Origin of the sequence: Zwartia panacis, from assembly GCF_030410395.1 — a bacterium.
Lineage (GTDB): Bacteria > Pseudomonadota > Gammaproteobacteria > Burkholderiales > Burkholderiaceae_B > Zwartia > Zwartia panacis.
This window is the reverse complement of sequence record NZ_JAUHHF010000001.1, coordinates 504,055-525,434: the sequence shown is the minus strand read 5'-3', so window position 1 is coordinate 525,434 and position 21,380 is coordinate 504,055. Positions and strand designations below refer to the sequence as shown.

General features: G+C 52.5%; 19 protein-coding genes. All 19 read right to left on the bottom strand.

Annotated elements, in window-relative coordinates; translation table 11 throughout:
- Window positions 1–146: 146 nt before the first annotated feature.
- On the bottom strand, window positions 147–791 hold the full coding sequence (locus tag QWY30_RS02420; protein ID WP_290237891.1) for a response regulator transcription factor: 645 nt from the start codon (window positions 789–791) through the stop codon (window positions 147–149).
- Window positions 791–3,526, bottom strand: a complete 2,736-nt coding sequence (gene rpoD, locus QWY30_RS02415) for an RNA polymerase sigma factor RpoD (protein ID WP_435433343.1) — start codon at window positions 3,524–3,526, stop codon at window positions 791–793. Before rpoD ends, QWY30_RS02420 begins: the two co-directional genes overlap by 1 nt.
- A 132-nt stretch (window positions 3,527–3,658) precedes the next feature.
- On the bottom strand, window positions 3,659–5,542 hold the full coding sequence (dnaG, locus tag QWY30_RS02410) for a DNA primase (RefSeq protein WP_290237890.1): 1,884 nt from the start codon (window positions 5,540–5,542) through the stop codon (window positions 3,659–3,661).
- A gap of 42 nt (window positions 5,543–5,584) precedes the next feature.
- Window positions 5,585–5,797, bottom strand: a complete 213-nt coding sequence (gene rpsU, locus QWY30_RS02405; RefSeq protein WP_028817338.1) for a 30S ribosomal protein S21 — start codon at window positions 5,795–5,797, stop codon at window positions 5,585–5,587.
- Window positions 5,798–5,878: 81 nt separating this feature from the next.
- Window positions 5,879–6,403, bottom strand: coding sequence for a phosphoribosyltransferase (locus QWY30_RS02400; protein WP_290237889.1), 525 nt, complete (start codon window positions 6,401–6,403; stop codon window positions 5,879–5,881).
- Window positions 6,403–7,698 (bottom strand): adenylosuccinate synthase, encoded by a 1,296-nt coding sequence (locus QWY30_RS02395; protein ID WP_290237888.1) that lies wholly within the window; start codon window positions 7,696–7,698, stop codon window positions 6,403–6,405. Before QWY30_RS02395 ends, QWY30_RS02400 begins: the two co-directional genes overlap by 1 nt.
- A gap of 82 nt (window positions 7,699–7,780) precedes the next feature.
- A complete protein-coding gene (locus QWY30_RS02390) occupies window positions 7,781–8,944 on the bottom strand; it encodes an ATP phosphoribosyltransferase regulatory subunit (RefSeq protein WP_290237887.1) in 1,164 nt (387 codons plus the stop codon).
- Between the two features lie 250 nt (window positions 8,945–9,194).
- Window positions 9,195–10,070, bottom strand: a complete 876-nt coding sequence (gene hflC, locus QWY30_RS02385) for a protease modulator HflC (protein ID WP_290237886.1) — start codon at window positions 10,068–10,070, stop codon at window positions 9,195–9,197.
- A 16-nt stretch (window positions 10,071–10,086) separates the two neighbouring features.
- Complete coding sequence (gene hflK / locus QWY30_RS02380; protein ID WP_290237885.1) at window positions 10,087–11,367, bottom strand: FtsH protease activity modulator HflK; 1,281 nt, start codon at window positions 11,365–11,367, stop codon at window positions 10,087–10,089.
- The gene (gene hflX, locus QWY30_RS02375; RefSeq protein WP_290237884.1) at window positions 11,333–12,439 is read right to left on the bottom strand and encodes a GTPase HflX; all 1,107 of its coding nucleotides are present in this window, start codon (window positions 12,437–12,439) and stop codon (window positions 11,333–11,335) included. The genes hflK and hflX overlap by 35 nt, the downstream gene beginning before the upstream one ends.
- A gap of 18 nt (window positions 12,440–12,457) precedes the next feature.
- Window positions 12,458–12,706 (bottom strand): RNA chaperone Hfq, encoded by a 249-nt coding sequence (gene hfq, locus QWY30_RS02370; protein WP_290237883.1) that lies wholly within the window; start codon window positions 12,704–12,706, stop codon window positions 12,458–12,460.
- A gap of 116 nt (window positions 12,707–12,822) precedes the next feature.
- Window positions 12,823–13,923, bottom strand: coding sequence for a histidinol-phosphate transaminase (gene hisC / locus QWY30_RS02365; protein WP_290237882.1), 1,101 nt, complete (start codon window positions 13,921–13,923; stop codon window positions 12,823–12,825).
- A gap of 6 nt (window positions 13,924–13,929) precedes the next feature.
- Window positions 13,930–15,330, bottom strand: a complete 1,401-nt coding sequence (gene der, locus QWY30_RS02360; RefSeq protein ID WP_290237881.1) for a ribosome biogenesis GTPase Der — start codon at window positions 15,328–15,330, stop codon at window positions 13,930–13,932.
- 3 nt (window positions 15,331–15,333) lie between these two features.
- A complete protein-coding gene (gene bamB, locus QWY30_RS02355; protein WP_290237880.1) occupies window positions 15,334–16,491 on the bottom strand; it encodes an outer membrane protein assembly factor BamB in 1,158 nt (385 codons plus the stop codon).
- A gap of 2 nt (window positions 16,492–16,493) precedes the next feature.
- Window positions 16,494–17,126, bottom strand: a complete 633-nt coding sequence (locus QWY30_RS02350) for a YfgM family protein (RefSeq protein WP_290237878.1) — start codon at window positions 17,124–17,126, stop codon at window positions 16,494–16,496.
- Window positions 17,127–17,128: 2 nt separating this feature from the next.
- Window positions 17,129–18,418, bottom strand: a complete 1,290-nt coding sequence (gene hisS, locus QWY30_RS02345) for a histidine--tRNA ligase (protein WP_290237876.1) — start codon at window positions 18,416–18,418, stop codon at window positions 17,129–17,131.
- Between the two features lie 8 nt (window positions 18,419–18,426).
- Window positions 18,427–19,713, bottom strand: a complete 1,287-nt coding sequence (ispG, locus tag QWY30_RS02340; protein WP_290237874.1) for a flavodoxin-dependent (E)-4-hydroxy-3-methylbut-2-enyl-diphosphate synthase — start codon at window positions 19,711–19,713, stop codon at window positions 18,427–18,429.
- Complete coding sequence (locus QWY30_RS02335) at window positions 19,710–20,201, bottom strand: helix-turn-helix domain-containing protein (RefSeq protein ID WP_290237872.1); 492 nt, start codon at window positions 20,199–20,201, stop codon at window positions 19,710–19,712. The genes ispG and QWY30_RS02335 overlap by 4 nt, the downstream gene beginning before the upstream one ends.
- Complete coding sequence (gene rlmN / locus QWY30_RS02330; protein ID WP_290237870.1) at window positions 20,198–21,364, bottom strand: dual-specificity RNA methyltransferase RlmN; 1,167 nt, start codon at window positions 21,362–21,364, stop codon at window positions 20,198–20,200. The genes QWY30_RS02335 and rlmN overlap by 4 nt, the downstream gene beginning before the upstream one ends.
- Between the last annotated feature and the right edge of the window lie 16 nt (window positions 21,365–21,380).

Genomic DNA, 21,380 nt, shown 5'->3' with positions numbered 1-21,380 from the left:
TGACAGGTACTAGGTGTTGTCGACTCGATACGGGATAACTATGCCATAAGACATAGTACCTTTGTGCCATAAATTTAATTCAAATATAAAAACCCCTATCCACACTGCGCGATAGGGGTCAAAGTGACAAACCAACAGCGTAATGTTTAACGTGTCAGATGTTGCTGAGCAAAAACAAAGAGCTCAAGTCGATTCGCAAGTCCAAGCTTGCTGTAAATGGAACGTAAATGATTTCGCACAGTGTTTTCACTGATTTCGAGATCTTTTGCGGTTTCACGCAAAGTTTTACCACCACCATCCACGACAGCTTTAACAACCAGTTTTTCCTTGGCCGTCAACTCAGCGATCCGCTTTTGTTCCTCGGATAGCTCCTTTGCCTGACCAAGACCACTAAAAATACGTGAAGTGATTTGGCGATTAAACCAAAACTCTCCCGCGTAAACCTTGGAGATCGCCTTGAGGAGTTGTGCAGTGTCAGCCTGAGGATTAATCAAACCTCGCGCGCCTTCCTTGAGCCAATCCTCAACATTGGAAGGCTCTCGCTCGAGAGCCAGCAGCAACACCTTGGCATCGCTCATCGCAGAGATACGCAACATCAACGATGGCTGCTCTTCTTCGGCACTCAAGAGCACCACGTCAAAACGATCCGTCGTCGTCGTTAAAAAAACCGCAAGGTCAGAGCCTTTGGCAAACGTTTTAACCACGCAATAAGAGGGATCCGTTCGGATTAGGCACTCTAGTGCAGATTGCACCAGAGGGCTGGGATGAACGACCAATATTTGGATTTGCATCACTGACCTTCAAGAAAACTCTTGAGTTTGTCCGAACGGCTAGGGTGGCGTAATTTGCGCAAGGCTTTGGCCTCTATTTGACGGATACGCTCGCGCGTGACGTCAAATTGCTTACCCACTTCTTCGAGAGTCTGATCCGTACTCATCTCGATACCAAAGCGCATACGTAGCACTTTAGCCTCTCGCGGAGTCAGTGAATCAAGGACTTCCTTGACCACATCACGCATCGAGCCATGCAAAGCAGCATCAGCGGGAGCGAGCGTGGCCATATCCTCAATGAAATCACCCAAATGAGAGTCGTCATCATCACCGATCGGTGTTTCCATCGAAATCGGCTCTTTCGCAATTTTGAGAATCTTGCGAATCTTGTCCTCGGGCATATCCATCTTGGATGCCAGCGTCGCGGGATCAGGCTCAGCACCCGTTTCCTGCAAGATCTGACGACTGATGCGATTCATCTTGTTGATGGTCTCGATCATGTGGACAGGGATACGAATCGTACGAGCCTGGTCCGCGATCGAACGCGTAATAGCCTGACGGATCCACCAAGTCGCATAGGTAGAGAACTTGTAGCCTCGGCGATATTCGAACTTATCAACCGCCTTCATCAGGCCAATGTTGCCTTCTTGGATCAAGTCCAGAAACTGCAAGCCGCGATTGGTATATTTCTTGGCAATGGAGATCACCAGGCGCAAGTTCGCTTCGGTCATCTCACGCTTGGCTTTACGCGCCTTGGCTTCGCCAGTCGCCATTTTTTTGTTGACGTCTTTCAGGTCTTTGAGAGGCAAGACCACACGAACCTGCAGGTCGATAAGCTTTTGCTGAAGCTCCTGCACAGCTGGCACATGGCGCTCGAGCGTATGGGCGTAGTCCGTGGCAGCGGCAACCTCACCGAGCACCCAGTCAAGATTTGTTTCGTTACCTGGAAACACCTTGATAAAGTGCGAGCGTGGCATGCCAGCCCGATCCACGCATGTATGCAGCACTTGACGCTCAATCTTGCGAACCTCTTCGACTTGCGCGCGCAGGGTATCAGCCAAACGCTCAACCATCTTGGCGGTAAATCGAATCCCCATCAGCTCGTTTTGAATCGCTTCCTGAGCGGTCATGTAGGCTTTGGAGCGATATCCGTCCGTCTCATAGGCGGCGCGCATTTTTGCGAACTCAACCGCGACAATTTCAAACTTAGCGAGACCCTTGATGCGCAAATCTTCGAGCTGTTTGCTGCTCATGCCACCGGCAGGACCATCCTCGTCAGCCTCGTCGGAGACACCCGCACCCGCATATTCTGCGCCATCATCCGGATCAACCAGGCCGTCGACTACTTCATCGATTTGTGCCTGACCTTCACGAACGCGCTGCACGTGGTTCAGGATTTCATTCACCGTTGTGGGGCAAGCTGAAATCGCCATCACCATGTGCTTGAGACCTTCTTCGATCCGCTTGGCGATTTCGATCTCGCCTTCGCGAGTCAACAGTTCAACCGTACCCATTTCGCGCATGTACATACGGACGGGATCAGTCGTTCGGCCAAAATCCGAGTCCACTGTCGTCAGGGCCGCTTCGGCCTCATCTTCGACATCGTCATCAGAAGTTGCGACAGGCGCGTTTTCACCTAACAACAATGTTTCGGCATCGGGTGCCTGGTCGTAGACAGCGATTCCCATGTCACTGAACGTACTGATAATGCCGTCAATTGCTTCGGCATCCACCAGATCATCCGGCAGGTGGTCGTTAATCTCACCGTAGGTCAGATAACCGCGATCTTTACCTAACTTGATCAGTGACTTGAGACGATTACGTCGCGCTTCGTATTCCTCTGGGGTCACTGGACCACGCGCGATCAGATCCTTGGCATCACCCTTGCCGCGTTTGCCACGCTTGACAGGTTTGAAATCAGGCACGACTTCAACTTCGTGCTCACCATCACCGGAATCACCAAAATCCGCATCATTGTTATTTGGATTTTTGGAAGGACGCCCCGGACGGCGACCCGTTCCACCTGGTGGTCGGCCACTCGCCTTTTTTGGAGGGCCTTCACCATCATCCTGCGGTGGTGCGGGTTTGGAAACATCCACTTTACCTGGCGCCTTGGCAGACACAGGTGCTGGGGGAGCTGCTTTGGCTGGGACAGACTTGACTGCGGGCGCTGAGGGCTTAGCAGCCGTCACTTTAGTCGCAGCTTTCGCAGGCGCTTTTTTATCCGACGCAGCTGGAGTTGCTTTGGCTGCGGGTTTAGCGGCAGCTTTGGCTGCGGGCTTTGCTGCGGACTTAGCATCAACTTTCTCAGCACTTGCTTTTTCGGTTACTGCAGATTTACTTTTTGAAGCCGACTTCATTGAATCCTTGACTGATTGAACTGCAGTTTTTGCTGCGGAAGAAGTAGAAACAGGTCGAGTCCCTGAAGACTTGACCTCTGATTTGGAAATTTTGGAAGCGGGTTTGACCACAGGCTTGGCAACCACCTTTGCAGCCGGTTTTGCTGTAGCTTTAACAGCGGGTTTGGCCGCCGGTTTCGCCGCGGGTTTCGCGCTTGGCTTGGCGATCGTTTTAGCCGCTGGCTTTGCAACTGGTTTGACCGATGGCTTGGCTGGCGTTTTGGCTGGTGTTTTGGCGGGTGCTTTGACTGGGGTTTTGGCCACTGGTTTAGCAGACTTGGCGACGGGTTTGGTTGCCGCTTTGGGTTTAGGCTTTGCAGCAGCCATCGTTTTTTTCTTGCCAAGTGATTGGGTCATGATCGCTCTTATATTTTAAAAGTGCTTGCTTGAAAAGTGCTTGCTTTAAAAGTGCTTTAGGCACGAGCCTGCCCAATCCGTGCTTGAATCAAACACACGCCTGAGCTGCGTAAACCGTTGATTTTAACCGAATCAAGTAGACTTATTTGATTCGATTACCCTCATTAGACGGGTGATCCTTTGAGAAAGTTCCTGATATTTTTGCTGTGCCTGCAAATTATTTAATCCCTGCCCGATCAGAGCCTGTTGCTCAGCCTTTAAACCATCCATCTCAATGCGTCGCACCGCATCCTCCCATTCGGACTGCGGATTAGGCAAGGGTTCCTGAGCCATCAAGTCCTCAGCCACAGAAACCAGCAAAATACCGAGATCAGCACCAGGATCAGCTGCTTGAATCAATGCCCCGACATGACGTGCGCCCGTGGCCTGAATCAAAACAATCAAGTCCCTCACCATATCCAGATGAGGACTACGCGCCAAGATTTCAACCTGCTGCTCCCCCATCTGATCCACCAGTTCGGGATGCGTCAACAGCAAGCGCAACAAACGACGTGCAAGCGGCGCAACCGCACGCCGTGAAACCGTCCGCGCAGATCGCTCCGCTCTGGGATTGCTCGCTGAATAGCTAGCGCCATGATCGGAAGCGTTACCTGAGACCTCTGCCGAAGAAGTCACGGCGGTCGCCCCCCGGCTGGGATCAGGGAGCCCGGATAATTTATGAGGCAGCTCTTGGGCCAACAACTGCCCGAGCTCTTCAGGCGTAAATTGAACCAACCTGGCCAACTCGTTCTGCAACTGGACCTTGAGCGCGATGGCTGGGATTTGCGCCAGTAATGGTTTCGCCTCATGCACAAGCGCCGACCTCCCCTCGAGCTCCTCGATGGAATGGCGCGCCGACAACTCGTTCAAAAAAAATGTAGAAAGCGCATCCGACTCTGCCAAGCAAGCGCGAAAAGCCTCCTCTCCGAATTTCCGGATATAACTATCCGGATCATGCTCGGCGGGGAGAAATAAAAACCGGATAGAAATATCATCGCGCAACAAAGGAAGAGATGCCTGCAAGGCTCGCCAGGCTGCCCGACGCCCGGCACCATCCCCATCAAAACTAAATATAATTTTGTCACTGGCGCGCAAGAGCTTTTGAATATGGACAGGTGTTGTTGCAGTTCCCAGTGTTGCGACAGCGTTTCGCACCCCTAGCTGCGCAAGACCCACAACATCCATGTAACCCTCAACCACAATCACACATCCCTCGGACCGGATTGCGCTGCGCGCCTCGTAGAGGCCGTACAGCTCATTTCCTTTAGAGAAAACAGGTGTTTCGGGAGAGTTCAGGTATTTGGGTTCGCCCTTTCCGATAATTCGACCGCCGAAGCCGACGATCTCACCTTTGACATTTCTAATCGGAAACATAACGCGTTCCCGAAAACGGTCGTAGCGACGGCCATCCTCAGACTCGATGACCAAACCGGACTCGACCAGCAAAGGATCATCGTAACGGGGAAAGACTTTGGATAATGCCTGGCGATCAGCACTCGCCCAACCCAAACCAAACTCCTTAGCTACGAGCCCCGTCAGACCGCGTTCTTTTAAATAACGAATGGCTGCGGGACTATCTCGTAGTTGTGCTAAATAGTGCTTTTGAGCAAGATCAAGTACCTGCGTATGCTGGGAAATTTCCTCGCGCCGACGTGAACTAGCGGCTTTTTGACCGGGAGAACGGCTTTCCTCGGGGACTGCCATGCCAACCGTGCTGGCAAGGGTTCGAACCGCTTCTGGAAAGCTTGCTCCAGTGTGCTCGATGAGAAAAGTAATAGCACTCCCATGGGCTCCACATCCGAAACAGTGATAGAACTGTTTGGTTGGACTAACCGTAAAAGAGGGAGATTTTTCGTTATGAAAGGGACATAACCCAAGCAGGTTAATGCCCCCTTTCTTTAACTGCACGTATCGTCCGACGACATCTGCGACATCGACTCGGGCTAGAAGATCCTGGATAAAGGAATCTGGGATCAACGCTCAAACCATACGTGAACGGCGCAACGCGTGCGCCGTGGATTAGTACATGCGCGGTGGCAATTGCTGGCTGCGGATGCGCTTGTAGTGGCGCTTAACTGCGGCAGCCTGCTTGCGCTTACGCTCGGCAGTGGGCTTTTCATAAAACTCGCGTGCGCGCAACTCGGTCAACAGACCAGTTTTTTCGATTGTGCGCTTGAAGCGACGCAGTGCGGCTTCGAAGGGCTCGTTTTCTTTCAGACGAACGATAGGCATAGGATGCGTGACGAAAAAATAAAACAGTTAAACAACTAGATAGCCTTAAATCATAGCATAAATACGCTATTTTGAAATGACTTAAACCCTTTTTTCGGCCAAATCTTGCGCCGATAAAGCGTCATAACGCTCAAAAGGCTGATGAATCCAGGGATTACCTGACAACTTTTCAACAAAAAAGTCTGGGGCCACCTGCGAACAGGTTTTGTACCAAAGCACGCCTGTCTTGATCGAATCAATGCTCGGATAAGTTCTCAAGAGATGCTGTTTGACGCCAATGAGCGTCTCCCCACTATCGACCAAATCATCCAAAAGCAAAACTCGTCCGTTCAGCGTTCCGTGAGTCATCGTGATGAAGGAGGCTATTTCCAGCGCCCCCTGAGTCTGACCAAGATTTTCCCGATAACTACTCGTCGACAAGATCGCAAGTGGCAACTTGAACACTCGGGAAAATACATCACCGACTCTTAGACCACCTCGAGCCAGACAAAGTATCTGATCGAACTTCCATCCCGACTGGTCGACCACAACAATCAGGCGCTCAATCAGCTGGTGATAGGTTTCCCAATCTACCCATATATCCTGAGTCGCCTGAGGATTAGACATTAGGATTTGAATGGATCACGCAACATAATGGTTTCATTGCGATCCGGACCCGTTGAAACCATGTCGATCGGAATACCGCAAACCTCTGAGAGTCGCTTCAGGTAGCGTTGCGCATTGGCGGGCAACTTATCAAAATCCGTCACACCGACCGTTGACTCCGTCCAACCCGGCATTTCCTCGAGGATTGGCTTGGCGCGTGCAACGGCTGCCGCACCATAAGGCAGCACATCACAAATCTGACCGTCGAGCTCATAACCCACACCCATCTTGAGGAGTGGCAAGCCATCAAGCACGTCCAGCTTTGTGATGCAAAGACCCGTAATACCATTCAAACGAACCGACCGTTTGAGCGCAGCACCATCAAACCAGCCACAACGACGCGGGCGCCCCGTGACAGAGCCAAACTCTTTGCCAACCGTCGCAAGACGCGCGCCCGTCTCATCCATGAGCTCTGTCGGGAAAGGTCCCGAACCCACTCGTGTCGCATAAGCCTTGGTGATGCCCAGCACATAATTCAAACTTTGAGGACCCACGCCTGCACCCGCTGCCGCGGCACCTGCCACGCAGTTGCTGCTGGTCACATACGGATACGTGCCATGATCCACATCGAGCAAAGCGCCTTGTGCGCCTTCGAACAACAGATTTTGCCCGGCTTGCTGAGCCAAAAACAAAAGACTGCTCACGTCAGCGACCATGGGTGCGACTGCAGGAGCGAGCGCCATCGCTTGATCAACGACTTCCTGCGCGGAAATCGCCTGAGCGCCGAGATATTTGGTCAACACAAAATTGTGCAAATCCAATACCTCATCAACCTTGGCGCGAAAACCCTGGGGATCGAACAAATCCTGCACACGCAAAGCTCTGCGCGCGACTTTGTCTTCGTAAGCCGGGCCGATTCCACGGCCCGTGGTACCAATCTTCGCATCACCGCGGCGAGCTTCACGCGCCTGATCAAGTGCAACGTGATAAGGCAAAATCAATGGGCAAGCCTCGGAGATCTTGAGGCGTGAGCGAACATCCAGACCGGCGGCTTCGAGCTCAGAGATCTCTTTTAACAACGCTTCTGGAGACAATACGACACCGTTACCGATGTAACACGTCACGCTCGGATGCATGATGCCCGAAGGGATGAGGCGCAAAATTGTTTTTTTGCCATTCACCCAGAGCGTATGACCGGCATTATGACCGCCCTGAAAACGTACGACACCCGAAGCGGACTCAGCCAGCCAGTCGACGATTTTGCCTTTGCCTTCGTCACCCCACTGGGTGCCGATCACTACGATGTTCTTGCTCATATTGGATAATCAAAACAATCAGTATCAGAATAAATATCTTCGAACGCGCCTTGAGTCGAGACGACCCGTCACGCGCCGAAGCCTAAAGAACCTGCTGCACTACCCATTGACCGTCGCGCTGAACGAGCTCGCGATCAAAAACAAACTCGTCATGTGTGGCAACTTCGCCAGGAAAAACCTGTACAACGATATTGCCGCTTTGGCGAAGGGTTTGCATCACTTCACGAAGTGCAACATCTTGCCCTGAAGGCGCACGAATGGCCGGGGCAGGTAATGCCGGAACCAAACCTGCGACAAGCTTTCGCAGGTCCAAACTAAAACCTGTCGCGGGACGCGCACGTCCAAAAGCCCTGCTCACATCATCATAACGACCGCCCTGCACAATCGAGTCATGCCAACCCTCGGCATAAACAGAAAACGTCACGCCAGAGTGATATCCATAAGTCCCCACATCCGCAAGATCGACACCCACGGATACATCATCAAGCGAAGCAAGCAACTGCTCAAGCGTATCGAGTGACTGGGTGACTCCTGCGACGACGGGCAGAACCTTGCGCGCGCGGGCAATGACGGAAATATCACCATAAAGCTGAGGTAACGCGCACAGGGCACTGACAGTCGCCTCTAGCAAAGGCTCTGGACCGGTGGCCAGCAGATTCAAGCCAGGCAGATCCTTTTCGCGTAGCAGCGCCATAATTTCATCCGCACGCGCGTGTGCACGCGGATCACTTTCAAGCAGGCTGCGAACCAAACCTGCGTGACATAAATCCAGACGAACAGACTTCACACCCGCCAACCTAGTGCTTTCTAGTGCCAGACGGATAATTTCCAAATCGGCCTCTACACCGGCATGGCCATATATTTCGGCACCGATTTGCAATAATTCACGGCTAGACAACAAACCGGCCGGACGAGCATGCAACACAGGTCCGCAGTAACACAAGCGGGTGACACCGGGACGATTGAGCAAATGTGCATCAATCCGAGTCACCTGAGGGGTCATATCGGCACGCACACCCAATGTACGCCCGGATAATTGATCCACAAGTTTGCTGGTGCGAAGATTCAAGTCGCTTCCGGTACCGGAAAGCAACGAATCAATGTATTCGACCAACGGTGGCGCCACTAACTCAAAGCCGTAAGTACGGAACAAGTCAAGCAGCTGCCGGCGTAGATCCTCTATACGGCGTGCCTCTGCTGGCAAAACATCTGCCAAGCTTTCTGGCAACAACCAATTGCCTTTCATAGTTGCAAGAAAATATAAAAAGGTTGAGTTCAAGAAGAACTATCTTTAACGAATACCCAAAACACCTATGTGTTTGAACACAAAACAAATGCCCAAACAAAAAGCGGCTTGGGGCGTAAGCCCGGCAAGCCGCCAGAACAATCGTTAAAGCTTACAACACATTATACAGATTATCTGGAAACTTTATGTCTCCAGAATGAGAGAATCCTCACCCGGGAGACAAGAAGTCAATGCAATAAAACCTTCCAGATTATTTTTTGCCCTGCGAGTTTTTTAGGTACTTAAAGAACTCGGAGCTTGGATCCACAACCAGAACATCGCCGGATTTACCAAAAGCTGCGCGGTATCCCTCTAAGCTCTTGTAAAAACTGTAGAAAGACAAATCAGCACCGTATGCTTTTGCGTAGAGCCCTGCGGCTTCGGCATCGCCCTCACCCATAATGGCTTCGGCACGGCCTTGTGCCTTGGCGAGAATCTGCTCGCGTTCGCGGTCGGCTTCTGCACGAATACGCTCACCTTCTGCAGCACCAATCGAGCGCAATTCATTCGCAACGCGAACACGCTCAGACTCCATTCGCCTATAGACAGACTCCGAAATCTCAGGCGCAAACTCAATGCGTTTGAGACGTACGTCGACAATCTTGACGCCAAGGGGCTCGGCACGCTTGGCAACGTTATTGAGCACCTCGGTCATGATGACATCACGCTCAAGAGACACCACATCCTTGACCGTGCGCACGTTGACGGAAGCGTTCAATGCATCTCTGATCTGAGCTTGTAAACGCTCACGCGCAGCGCGCTCATTGCCACCAAAGGTCACGTAATACAACCTTGGGTCAACAATCCGCCACTTCACGAACGAGTCAATCAACAAGTTTTTCTTTTCAGATGTCTGAATACGCTCAGCTTCCTGAAGGTCAATCGTGAGCAAACGTTTGTCCAGCGTCACCACGTTTTGGAAAGGCGGTGGAAGCTTGAAATAAAGACCAGGCTCGGAGACGATTTTCTTGACTTCACCCAGCGCAAAAACCAGCGCATAGTCACGCTCACGCACAATAAACACGGAGGATGACAACACCACCGCGCCAATGAACAAGGCGATCAACAGGGGAAATAATCTTTTCATGATTCTGTCCTCTGTATTATCGACTGCCGCGATCGCGCGTCAGTGTGTTTGAAGGCCCTTGGGATGCGGGTCGCGTGACAGGCACGGACTGCGTCAAGGGAGCGGGTGCATTCGTTTGCACAGGGGTATTGGCCAGAGGATTGGGTCGCATCGCACCTTGAGCGGCTTGCTGCGTGATTTTGTCCAGAGGCAAATAAAGCATGTTGTTCGAACCCGAGGTGTCCACCAAAATCTTACTGGCGTTGGCAAACATCTGCTGCATCGTCTCAAGGTACATACGTTCACGAATCACTTCAGGCGCCTTGCGGTATTCAGCAAGAACGCTGGTAAAGCGCGCCGCATCACCGACTGCAACACCCACCACCCGTGCGCGGTAACCCTCTGCCTGTTCGAGCATGCGCGAAGACTGACCCGCAGCAAGAGGCACGATCTGGTTTCTGTAGGCTTGGCCTTCGTTAATCTGACGTTCGCGATCCTGACCGGCTTTGACTGCGTCATCAAAAGCAGCCTGAACAGGCTCGGGCGGTTGGACGTTTTGAATCGCAACACTGCTGACCTGAATACCGGTCTGGTAACGATCCAGAATCTGTTGCATTTGTTTTTGCACCTCGGCCGCGACAGCAGTACGACCTTCGTACAGGACAAAGTCCATCGAGCGCGTACCGACCACTTCTCTCATTGCTGATTGAGATACCTGGCGAACAGACTCGTCTGGATCCTTGGTTTTGAACAAATAATCCGGTGCACCATCCGCACGCAATCTGTACTGAACCACAAACTGCACATCCACGATATTCTCGTCGTCAGTCAGCATCAGGGATTCTGGCAGCACGCGGTTACGCGCATTGCCGCGAAAACCGACTTCGAAAGTGCGCAACTGGGACAAGTTCACCATCTCGTGCGATTGGATCGGAGCAGGAATTCTCCATTGGAAACCTGCTTGAGCTGTGCTTTTGTATTTACCAAATTGCGTAATCACGGCAACCTGGCCTTCTTGGACGATAAAGAAACCACTCGCCAACCAAAGTGCCAACGCCGCGACAACAATCACACCAAGTCCGATTTTGGACTGGCGGGGGCTCGGTCCACCGCCCCCTAAGGGACCGCCACTCTTCCCACCGCCGCGTTTGCCACCAAACAAGCCACCGAGACGATTGTTGAAGTCACGCCATACCTGATCAAGATCAGGTGGACCGTTACCTTGCGGAGGACGACGCGGGGGCTCGTTGCCACCGCCGCCCTGACCTCGACCCCAGCCGGGATCATTCAGGTTGAATATTTTCGTAAGAAATCGCATTATTTTCCGAGGTAGTAGCAAACTGACTGATTGCGTCACGCAAACCGCCTAGACCAGACCGCTTTTGAGCACTTAAAAAAACTCGACAAATCGTACCATGTTCATCTCGCTCAACACGTGATTCCAGTCCAGCCAAATCGGTTTTGTTGTAGACCAAAATACAGGGGATATCAGCCGCACCAATATCTGCCAACACCTTATTAACCTCGGCGATTTGCTCATCTCGCTGAGGACTGGCTGCATCGACGACGTGCAGGAGCAAATCCGCCTGCGTAGCCTCTTCGAGCGTCGCCCTGAAAGCAGCGATCAGCGTGGGTGGCAAATCCCTTATAAAACCCACAGTATCTGAAAGGGTAATTTGACCCGCCCCTTCGATCCATAACCGTCGGGTTGTCGTATCGAGCGTAGCGAACAACTGATCGGCCGCATACGCTCCGGCACGCGTCATCGCGTTGAACAAGGTTGATTTTCCGGCATTGGTGTAACCCACCAGCGAGACAGAGAGTATTGACCCACGCGCCCGAGAGCGCCGCTGTGTCGTGCGCTGGCGCTGGGCACGTTCCAATCGCTCACGCAGCAATTTCACCTTGGCGCCGATCATTCGACGATCCATCTCAAGCTGGGACTCACCCGGCCCGCGCATTCCAATGCCACCGCGCTGGCGCTCAAGGTGAGACCATAGACGAGTCAATCGTGTAGAAAGATGTTGAAGCTGAGCAAGCTCAACCTGAAGTTTGCCTTCGTGACTTTTTGCCCGTAAAGCAAAAATATCCAGAATCAAAGCGACACGGTCAACAACTCTGAGGTTGAATTGGCGCTCAAGGTTACGCTGCTGAGCAGGAGATAAGGGCTGGTCAAAAAGGATCACCTCGGCCCCACTCTCTTGTGAGAGAAGGACGCCCTCCTGGACCTTTCCAGAACCAATGAAGTAAGCTGCGTCGGGACGCTGCCTGCGCGCGGTCAGTGTCGCCACCAACTCCGCACCAGCGCCCTTGGCCAGCAACGCAAACTCTTCGGCGTGCGCAATATGGTCGGGAGACCCAAGGTCAACGCTGATGATTAACGCACGCATGCGTTAATCCCAGGTTGCTTATTCAGCCTCTGCTTCGGTCGAGGCATCGACAGGCAGGCTCACGGCGCGTGCAGGCACAACCGTTGAAATCGCGTGTTTGTAAACCATTTGTGTGACAGTGTTGCGCAGCAACACGACATACTGGTCGAAAGATTCAACCTGGCCCTGGAGTTTGATCCCATTCACCAGATAAATAGACACTGGGATGTGCTCCTTACGAAGTGCGTTCAGGAAGGGATCTTGCAAAGTTTGCCCTTTATTGCTCATTGGCAGGCTCCATATGTTGTTGTTAACGACCCCGCAACGTGAGGATATTGCTGCGATGCGGCGCCAATGATCACACTGTACAGGGTTTTCCCTCGGTGCGCCAGTTTATGAAACGATTAGTTACCAAATGATCTAACAGCAGATCCATTCAGAATTGACTGACATGCTTCGAGAAGTTTGGCGCACTGCTCGTCTGTGCCAATTGTGATGCGTAGATATTGATCGATCCTGGGCTTTTTAAAGTGACGAACGATAATATTTTTTTCACGCAAAGCGGATGCAAGTAAGGCGCCATCGCGCGCAGGATGTCTTGCAAAGACAAAATTCGCAGTCGAGGGCAAAACCTCGAACCCCAGCTGCTCCAATCCTTGGGTCAGCATGCCGCGAGTACGAACAACAGCATCGCGCGTGGCTTCAAAGTGAGCCTGATCCTCAATCGCTGCCGTAGCACCCGCCAGAGCAAGTCGATCCAATGGATAGGAGTTAAAACTATTTTTCACCCGATCCAGGCCCTGAATCAGATCAGGATGTCCCATCGCATAGCCCACGCGAAGACCGGCAAGTGAGCGAGACTTGGAAAGAGTATGAACCACGAGAAGATTAGGATACTGATCAATCAGACTGACCGCGCTTTGTGCACCGAAATCCACATAGGCCTCATCCACAACCACGACCACGTCAGGGTTTGCGGCAACAATGCGCTCAACATCACCTAAAGCATGGGCTGAACCGGTGGGAGCATTGGGGTTGGGGAAAATGATCCCACCCACATTTCTGTCACCAGGGGAAGGCAGATAATCCTCCACACGGATTTTCAAATGCGCATCAAGCGGTAGAGTTTTGTACTGAATTTCGTAGAGACCGCAATACACCGGATAAAAACTGTAGGTGATATCCGGAAACAGCACGGGCTGATCGTGCTTGAGCAGCGCATGAAAAACATGCGCCAACACCTCGTCGGATCCATTGCCCACAAAAACCTGTTCAGGCACAAGATTAAAGCGCCGTCCGATCGCTTGCCTGAGCTCTAGAGCCGTTGGATCGGGATATAAGCGCAAACTGTCATTGGTTTGAGCTTTGATCGCCTCAAGAACCTTTGGCGAAGGACCATAAGGATGCTCGTTTGTGTTGAGCTTGATCAAGTTCTGAATACGCGGCTGCTCACCCGGAACATAGGGATCAAGCTTAGCGACCAAACTATTCCAGTAACGACTCATGACAACTTAATTATCCGCGTAGGGGTTGTAAGACGATTTGAACTCAATGCGCAAGGGCGTACCGGCCAACTCAAAAGCATCACGGAATCTATTTTCCAAATAACGCCGATAAGAATCGGGAATCGCATCCAGTGCATTGCCGTGGACAATGATCAGTGGAGGATTTTGACCACCCTGATGAGCGTAACGCATTTTGGGTCTAAAGATACCCTTGCGTGGTGGGGGTTGTTGTTCAACGGCCGCTTGCAATTCGCGCGTCAACCTGGGAGTGGAGAGCTTGGCGAAGGCTGCGGCATGAGCCGCATTCACAGAACGCAAGACCGTATTGATGCCCTGTCCGCGCAATGCGGAGATCGTGTGTACACGCGCGAAGGAGAGAAAACGAAGCTTGCGATCAAATTCACGTTGAATTTTTTCGCGCTGATCCTCATCCAGACCATCCCACTTGTTGATCGCTACAACCAGTGCGCGACCTGTTTCAAGAATAAAACCTGCAATGTGAGCGTCTTGCTCGGAAACTTCCTGTTGAGCATCAATCATCAACAACACTACATTGCTTGCCTCAATCGCTTGCAACGTCTTGATGACGGAAAATTTCTCAATGGCTTCAAAAACCTTGCCGCGCTTTCGCAAACCGGCTGTATCGATCAGCGTATATTGTTTACCGCCCCGGTCGAATTCAATTTCGATTGCGTCGCGCGTCGTGCCGGGCATGTCAAAAGCAATGACGCGCTCTTCCCCCAAGAGTGTATTGATGAGGGTTGATTTACCGACGTTGGGTCGACCGACAATCGCAAGTTTGATGCGGTGCTTAAGCTCAGGTTCAACCGCATCAGCCTCGAGTTTCAAAGTCGCGTCAGTCGGCTCTGCATCATCCGCATCGAACTCTGGCGCTTCAGGTTCAGGCTCACCGAGGCCCTGAAGTGCAAGTTCAATCAGATCTGCAATGCCATCACCGTGCGCGGCAGAAATTGCAACAGGCAGTCCCAAGCCAAGTTCGTGGAACTCGGCCACTGCGCTTCCATGTGGCATGCCTTCGGCTTTGTTGACACAAAGAATGACGCGCTGACCGAGCTTGCGCAAAAGCCTTGAAATATCATGATCGTGCGCATTCAGTCCGGCACGGGCATCCACCATGAAAATGACAACATCAGCTTCTGCGATCGCCTGCTTGGTCTGGCGGGCCATCTGATGCAGGATGCCTGATTTGGCGACAGGCTCAAAGCCGCCGGTGTCAACCACGATGAATGGCGTTTGGCCGACTCGACCCTCTCCGTAATGGCGATCACGGGTCAAACCCGAAAAATCAGCAACAAGGGCTGAGCGCGAACGCGTCAGGCGATTAAAAAGTGTGGACTTGCCCACATTCGGGCGCCCCACTAAAACGACGACAGGTTTGACAGACACGAGTTATTTCAACGCCAACATTACGAGCGCACCATCACCCGTTTGAACAAGCACGCCCTGAGGCGTGGCCAATAGCGGCGAACGAATCGCTCCGCCGCCCACAGAAACCCGGGCAAGTAAATGCCCATCATCTTGGGCCATGAAATGCACGAAGCCTTCATAGTCACCCACAGCTACGGCAACTCCCACGGCCGCAGGACTGGTCAGCTTACGATTGCGCAAGGCATCCTGGGTCCAGACGACTGCACCGTTTTGCAAGCTTAATGCGCTGACAACATCCGTTTGATTAGGCGCATACACCTGTCTATTATCCAGCGTCAGTCCTGACAAAGAAGAAAAATCTTTCGTCCAGGCTGGACGACCGCCTGCTGCGATATCAAAACAAACGATTCGACCCTGATAGGACACTGCACACATCACGGGACCCAGCACGACAGGCGCGCCGACAACATCAATCACACGCTCAAGATCAGAGGATCCCTTGGGAACAGCCACAGTACCTTCCCATTGGACATCACCGGATACCGCATTGATACCAATAAGTTTTCCACCGGGAATCGCACTGATCACCAAACCTTCAAACATCAACATGCGGGCGGGTGCTCTCAAAGTCAGAGCGGGGCCTGGGCGCTGAACGCTCCAAATACGATCTCCGGTTTCCGCATTAAAAGCCTGCACCCGATAATCACCGCTACGAACCACCACCACCCCGTAACCGACTACGGGCGGGATCGTCACGTCACTGGTGGCTTGAGCGCGCCATTTAACCTGCCCTGCCTCATCCAGCGCCACCACCATCCCCTCTCTGGTGACGACGGCCGTGATCTTGCCATCACTGCCTGCACCCGCTGAGAGTTTTTTATCGATCATCGCTCTCCAGACAACTCCGCCAGTCTGAAGATCAACTTTGACAACCGCACCGTCAGGCGTTGCGGCATAAGCAGTGTTCTGAACAATTGCGGGAGCAAAGCCCAAGCCAGAACCACTGCCAATCTGCGCTTTCCAAGCCACTTGCGCGGCTAAGCCAGGTATAAATGAGGTCAGTGGTGCTGGTTTGTAGCGATCATCATCTTTTCCAAACAGGCTGCAGCCCGCGAGTGTGGCCGTCGCAATCAACGTCGCGAAAACACGAAAAAAACCTATTGCAAAAGATGAACGCATACTCAACCTCCCAATGCATCAAGTTTGAGCTTAACGATAGGTGTTAACGGATTGGTGGGACCAAGAGATTCGATGGCTGCATTCCAGGCCTTTTTGGCATCGGCAGACTTGCCCTGCGCAGCCAGAATGTCGCCACGTCGATCCGCGAACAATCCCTCAAAAGAAGGTGGTGCGTCCTTGAGCTGAGCGAGCGCCGAATCGTATTCTTTTTGATCAAGAAACAAGGCTGCCAATCGCAACCGGGCAACTGGCACCAAGGCAGCGTGCTTGGTCTGTGCAAGCCACTCAAGCTGTGCTCGGGCACCCGGGAGGTCTTTGCGTGAAGCCAGTGCGGATGCGGCAACCAAAGCCCCGCGCGCCGCGTAGTCCGTCGCAGCATAATCGCTGCGCAAGGTTTTCATCGCGGCATTGATCCGCGCGACAGACTCCTCACCCTGGGAACGTCCAGCCTCCTCGAGTGCCTCAAAGTAACCGCGCGCCTGAGATGACTGGTGTCCTTCGTACCATTGCCAACCCCGCCAGGCTGCCACGGCGGCTGTCGCAATAATCAAGACAGTCAGCACCAGGGTGCCGTACTTGTTCCACCAGGCTTTAATCTGGTCTATTTGTTCTTGTTCGTCGAGATCGTAAGCCATGCCTAATTAACCTTATCTTTCAAATACACAACTAAATTATCCAATGGCACTTGCTGCTGAGCGAGCGCATCTGATTGCTCAGCACGTAACATTTTCACCGAGGCCGTACCTGACTCGAGCTCATCGCCCCCAAGAATAACCGCAATCTGTGCGCCGCTTGCATCCGCACGCTTGAACTGCGACTTAAAACTCCCGGAGCCCGCGTGGACAATGGCAGAAATACCCACATCTCGCAGACCTTCGGCAAGCAATGCAGCCTTACGCTGGGCTTGTTCACCTTGGTGGACAAAGTAGACTGAACATTCCGCCTTGGCAACCTCTGGCTGGTACTGACCCCACAAATCCATGAGCCGCTCCATGCCAATTGCAAAACCCACCGCAGGTGCAGGTTTTCCGCCAAGCAACTCAATCAACCCATCGTAACGTCCGCCACCACACACCGTTGCTTGCGCGCCAAGCTTGTCAGTGACCCACTCAAATACTGTCAGATTGTAGTAGTCCAGACCTCGAACCATTCTGGGATTCAGTCGATAGGCGACCCCGGCATCATCGAGTCGCGCACAAACACCTTCAAAATGGGCACGAGACGCCTCACCTAGAAAGTCAAAAAGCTTGGGCGCTGAGTCAGCCATCGCCTGCATGGCCGGATTTTTAGTGTCCAGCACACGCAGAGGATTGGTATACATGCGTCGCAAACCGTCCTCGTCTAGAACCGCTTTGTGCGCTTCGAGATGCTCAATCAACGCTGCGCGATGCGCGGATCGTTCCTGACCTTGTCCAAGAGAGTTGATCTCAAGTTGCACATCGGTGATACCCAAAGCTTTCCATAATCTGGCCACCATCACGATCAATTCAGCATCGATATCAGGACCGGGCAGCCCGAGCGCTTCAACATCAATTTGATGAAATTGCCGATAACGCCCACGTTGTGGACGCTCATGCCTGAAAACAGGGCCCATCGCATAAACTCGCTGTGGGCGATCGTACAGCAGGTTGTGTTCGATTGCAGCGCGAACCATCCCTGCCGTGAACTCGGGACGCATCGTCAAAGATTCGCCGTTCAGCGAATCCGTGAAACTGTACATTTCCTTTTCGACAATGTCAGTCACCTCTCCAATCCCTCTTGTAAATAAGCGCGTGTGCTCGAGGATCGGGGTACGCATATTGCGATAACCATAATCAGACAACCATTGGCGAACAACTTCTTCAAGTTGTTCCCAGCGGGCACCAGAACCTGGCAATGCGTCGTTCATCCCGCGTATTGCGGTGACCTTGGAAAATGCTTGTGTCATAAATAATGTTATCTCGCGTGAGCGCCGTAACGGCGTGCGACGTAATCCTGAACAATTTTTTGAAACTCTTCGGCGATATGATCACCCTTCAGAGTGACGGTGCGCTCACCATCGACAAACACCGGGGCTGAGGGAACCTCACCCGTGCCTGGCAAACTGATACCGATATCCGCATGCCGACTCTCGCCAGGTCCGTTCACCACGCACCCCATGACAGCGACGTTCATCGATTCAACGCCTGGATATTGTGTTTTCCAGAGTGGCATTTGCTCTCGCAGATAGGTCTGTATGCGATCAGCCAGTTCTTGAAAAACCGTGCTGCTGGTGCGACCGCATCCAGGACAAGCAACCACCATCGGCGTAAAGGCTCTCAACCCCATCGTTTGCAGAATTTCCTGTGCCACGATGACTTCACGCGTACGATCGCCTCCTGGTTCTGGGGTCAGAGAGATTCGAATCGTATCTCCGATACCTTCTTGCAGTAAGACGCTCAAGGCCGCAGTGGAAGCCACAATGCCCTTGCTTCCCATACCAGCTTCAGTCAACCCAAGGTGCAAGGGATAATCGCATCGTGCGGCAAGGTCGCGATAAACCGCAATCAGATCCTGCACATGACTCACTTTGCAAGAAAGAATAATCGCGTCGCCCGGTAAACCAAGTTCCTGGGCGCGTTCTGCGTTACTAATCGCCGAGACAACTAGAGCGTCCCGCATGACAGCACGTCCGTCTCTTGGCTGAGCAAGCTTGACGTTTTCATCCATCATGCGTGCGAGCAATTCATGATCAAGACTGCCCCAGTTGACCCCGATGCGCACAGGTTTTTGATGACGACAGGCAACTTCAATCATCTGGGCAAAATTATCATCCCGCTTTTTTCCACCCCCCATGTTGCCTGGATTAATACGATATTTGGAAAGCGCTTGTGCACAATCTGGAAACTGAGTCAGTAACTTATGACCGTTGTAATGAAAGTCTCCAGCTAGGGGGACAGAAATACCCATGCGATCGAGTTGTTCCCGGATCGCGATCACCTCACGGGCCGCTTCGGGTGTGTTGACAGTAATCCGCACAATCTCAGAACCGGCCAGCGCCAGTTCTTTGACCTGAATAGCCGTTGCAATAGCATCGGCAGTATCGGTATTGGTCATCGATTGCACGACGACCGGCGCATCACCACCAATCCATACTTTTTGATCACCCCATGCAACCAAAACCTTCCTGGTGCGATGCCGTGCTGAAGGACCAATCAAGGGTTGGATGACGGGCTCATCCCGGGAGGTAGAAATTTGACTCATTGAAATAACGCCTCAACCCAATCAGGCACCCAGGCTTGAGGAATCAGACCCTGCCAAACCGCAACACCGAGCACAGCGATCACAACCAGAAAAATTAAAACAAGCCAGACCCATGCCCCTGAGTGCGGCACTTGTTCAGCCTGATGCGCGCCCAGCGTTCTGATCGAGGTGTGATTGGCAATGCCTCCCTCGACTTTACCGATACGCGATTGCAGAGCAATTTCGAGAGGTTTGGGGTCGATACCTAACAGTTTTGAATAACTTCTGACCATGCTTCGCAAGCCAAGTCCCTGTGGCAAGCTATCGTAGCTTTCCGACTCAAGCGCCTCGATATGACGCGCAGCGTATTTGAGTCTGACCGCAACGTCTTCAATCGAAAATCCCTTGGAAATGCGCAATGCACGCAATGACCCTGCTGACGTGATGAGCTCAGTTGGCACAGGCGCAGACTCTGTTCGCAAAGGACTGCTTAAATCAAGCTCACTCATTCACGCGTCTCCTTGATGGGGATCATTTTTCTTGAGGCCATTTTCTCACTGAGATTGGTGCGGTCCTTGACCTCACCTGCAAGCTGACCACACGCCGCGTCGATATCGTCTCCGCGCGTTTTGCGCACCGTTGTCACGATGCCAGCATCTATCAGATGCTGGGAAAATACTTTTATTCTTGCCGCCGAAGATCTTTGCAATCCGGAGGCAGGAAAAGGATTAAAAGGAATCAGATTGAGTTTGCAATGTACCCGGCGAGCAATTTCTATGAGCTGTTTTGCATGCAGGTCGCTGTCATTGACACCATCCAGCATCACATACTCAAAAGTAATGAAGTCTCTGGGTGCAAACTCCAGATATCGTTCACAAGCCGCAAGAAGCTCGTCAAGCGGATACTTTTTGTTCAGGGGTACCAACTCGTCGCGCAGCGCATCATTCGGCGCATGCAGGGAAACTGCCAATGCGACAGGGCAATCCTGGGACAACCTGTCCATCATCGGCACCACGCCGGAGGTCGAGACTGTCACGCGCCTGCGCGACAAACCATACGCATTATCGTCCAGCATCATGCGCAATGCCGCGAGAACAGGCTCGTAATTGAGCAGGGGCTCGCCCATACCCATCATGACCACATTACTGATCAAGCGAGTTTCATTGGTCACCACCGCGTGACGGTCAGGATTGGCATGCTGAATGCGGGCGGAGTCGAGATCCTGCATCAACTCATGTCTTGCCCACCAGAGCTGTCCGATAATCTCTGCTGCAGTGAGATTGCGATTGAAACCCTGATGTCCGGTCGAACAAAATCTGCAGGCAACGTTACAACCTGCCTGACTCGATATGCACAATGTGCCGCGATCGTCCTCGGGAATAAACACGGACTCGATCGCATTGCCCTGCCCGACATCGAACAACCACTTTCTGGTGCCGTCTGATGACCGGTGCTGGGATAAAACTTTGGGAGCCTGAACAACACAACGTTGCGTAAGTTGCGCGCGAAAATCGCGCGCAAGATCGGTCATGTCGTCGAACTGACTCGTACCACGCTGATGCACCCATTTTTGAAGCTGCCGGGCACGAAAAGGCTTGCCCCCCCACTGCCCAACTAGCTGGGTCAGTGCCGAGGCATCGAGCCCAAGCAGATTGATCGGTTCAGGATGCATGCGTGATGTGCCACGA

Excerpts from the sequence above, each read along its gene's own strand:
- hfq (WP_290237883.1), bottom strand. The coding sequence starts at position 12,706 with ATGAGCAATAAAGGGCAAACTTTGCAAGATCCCTTCCTGAACGCACTT.
- rlmN (WP_290237870.1), bottom strand. The coding sequence starts at position 21,364 with ATGCATCCTGAACCGATCAATCTGCTTGGGCTCGATGCCTCGGCACTG.
- bamB (WP_290237880.1), bottom strand. The coding sequence starts at position 16,491 with ATGCGTTCATCTTTTGCAATAGGTTTTTTTCGTGTTTTCGCGACGTTG.
- QWY30_RS02420 (WP_290237891.1), bottom strand. The coding sequence starts at position 791 with ATGCAAATCCAAATATTGGTCGTTCATCCCAGCCCTCTGGTGCAATCT.
- QWY30_RS02400 (WP_290237889.1), bottom strand. The coding sequence starts at position 6,403 with ATGTCTAATCCTCAGGCGACTCAGGATATATGGGTAGATTGGGAAACC.
- hisS (WP_290237876.1), bottom strand. The coding sequence starts at position 18,418 with ATGACACAAGCATTTTCCAAGGTCACCGCAATACGCGGGATGAACGAC.
- hflX (WP_290237884.1), bottom strand. The coding sequence starts at position 12,439 with ATGCGTGCGTTAATCATCAGCGTTGACCTTGGGTCTCCCGACCATATT.
- ispG (WP_290237874.1), bottom strand. The coding sequence starts at position 19,713 with ATGAGTCAAATTTCTACCTCCCGGGATGAGCCCGTCATCCAACCCTTG.
- hflK (WP_290237885.1), bottom strand. The coding sequence starts at position 11,367 with ATGCGATTTCTTACGAAAATATTCAACCTGAATGATCCCGGCTGGGGT.
- QWY30_RS02350 (WP_290237878.1), bottom strand. The coding sequence starts at position 17,126 with ATGGCTTACGATCTCGACGAACAAGAACAAATAGACCAGATTAAAGCC.
- rpoD (WP_435433343.1), bottom strand. The coding sequence starts at position 3,526 with ATGACCCAATCACTTGGCAAGAAAAAAACGATGGCTGCTGCAAAGCCT.
- hisC (WP_290237882.1), bottom strand. The coding sequence starts at position 13,923 with ATGAGTCGTTACTGGAATAGTTTGGTCGCTAAGCTTGATCCCTATGTT.
- QWY30_RS02335 (WP_290237872.1), bottom strand. The coding sequence starts at position 20,201 with ATGAGTGAGCTTGATTTAAGCAGTCCTTTGCGAACAGAGTCTGCGCCT.
- QWY30_RS02395 (WP_290237888.1), bottom strand. The coding sequence starts at position 7,698 with ATGAGCAAGAACATCGTAGTGATCGGCACCCAGTGGGGTGACGAAGGC.
- QWY30_RS02390 (WP_290237887.1), bottom strand. The coding sequence starts at position 8,944 with ATGAAAGGCAATTGGTTGTTGCCAGAAAGCTTGGCAGATGTTTTGCCA.
- hflC (WP_290237886.1), bottom strand. The coding sequence starts at position 10,070 with ATGAAAAGATTATTTCCCCTGTTGATCGCCTTGTTCATTGGCGCGGTG.
- rpsU (WP_028817338.1), bottom strand. The coding sequence starts at position 5,797 with ATGCCTATCGTTCGTCTGAAAGAAAACGAGCCCTTCGAAGCCGCACTG.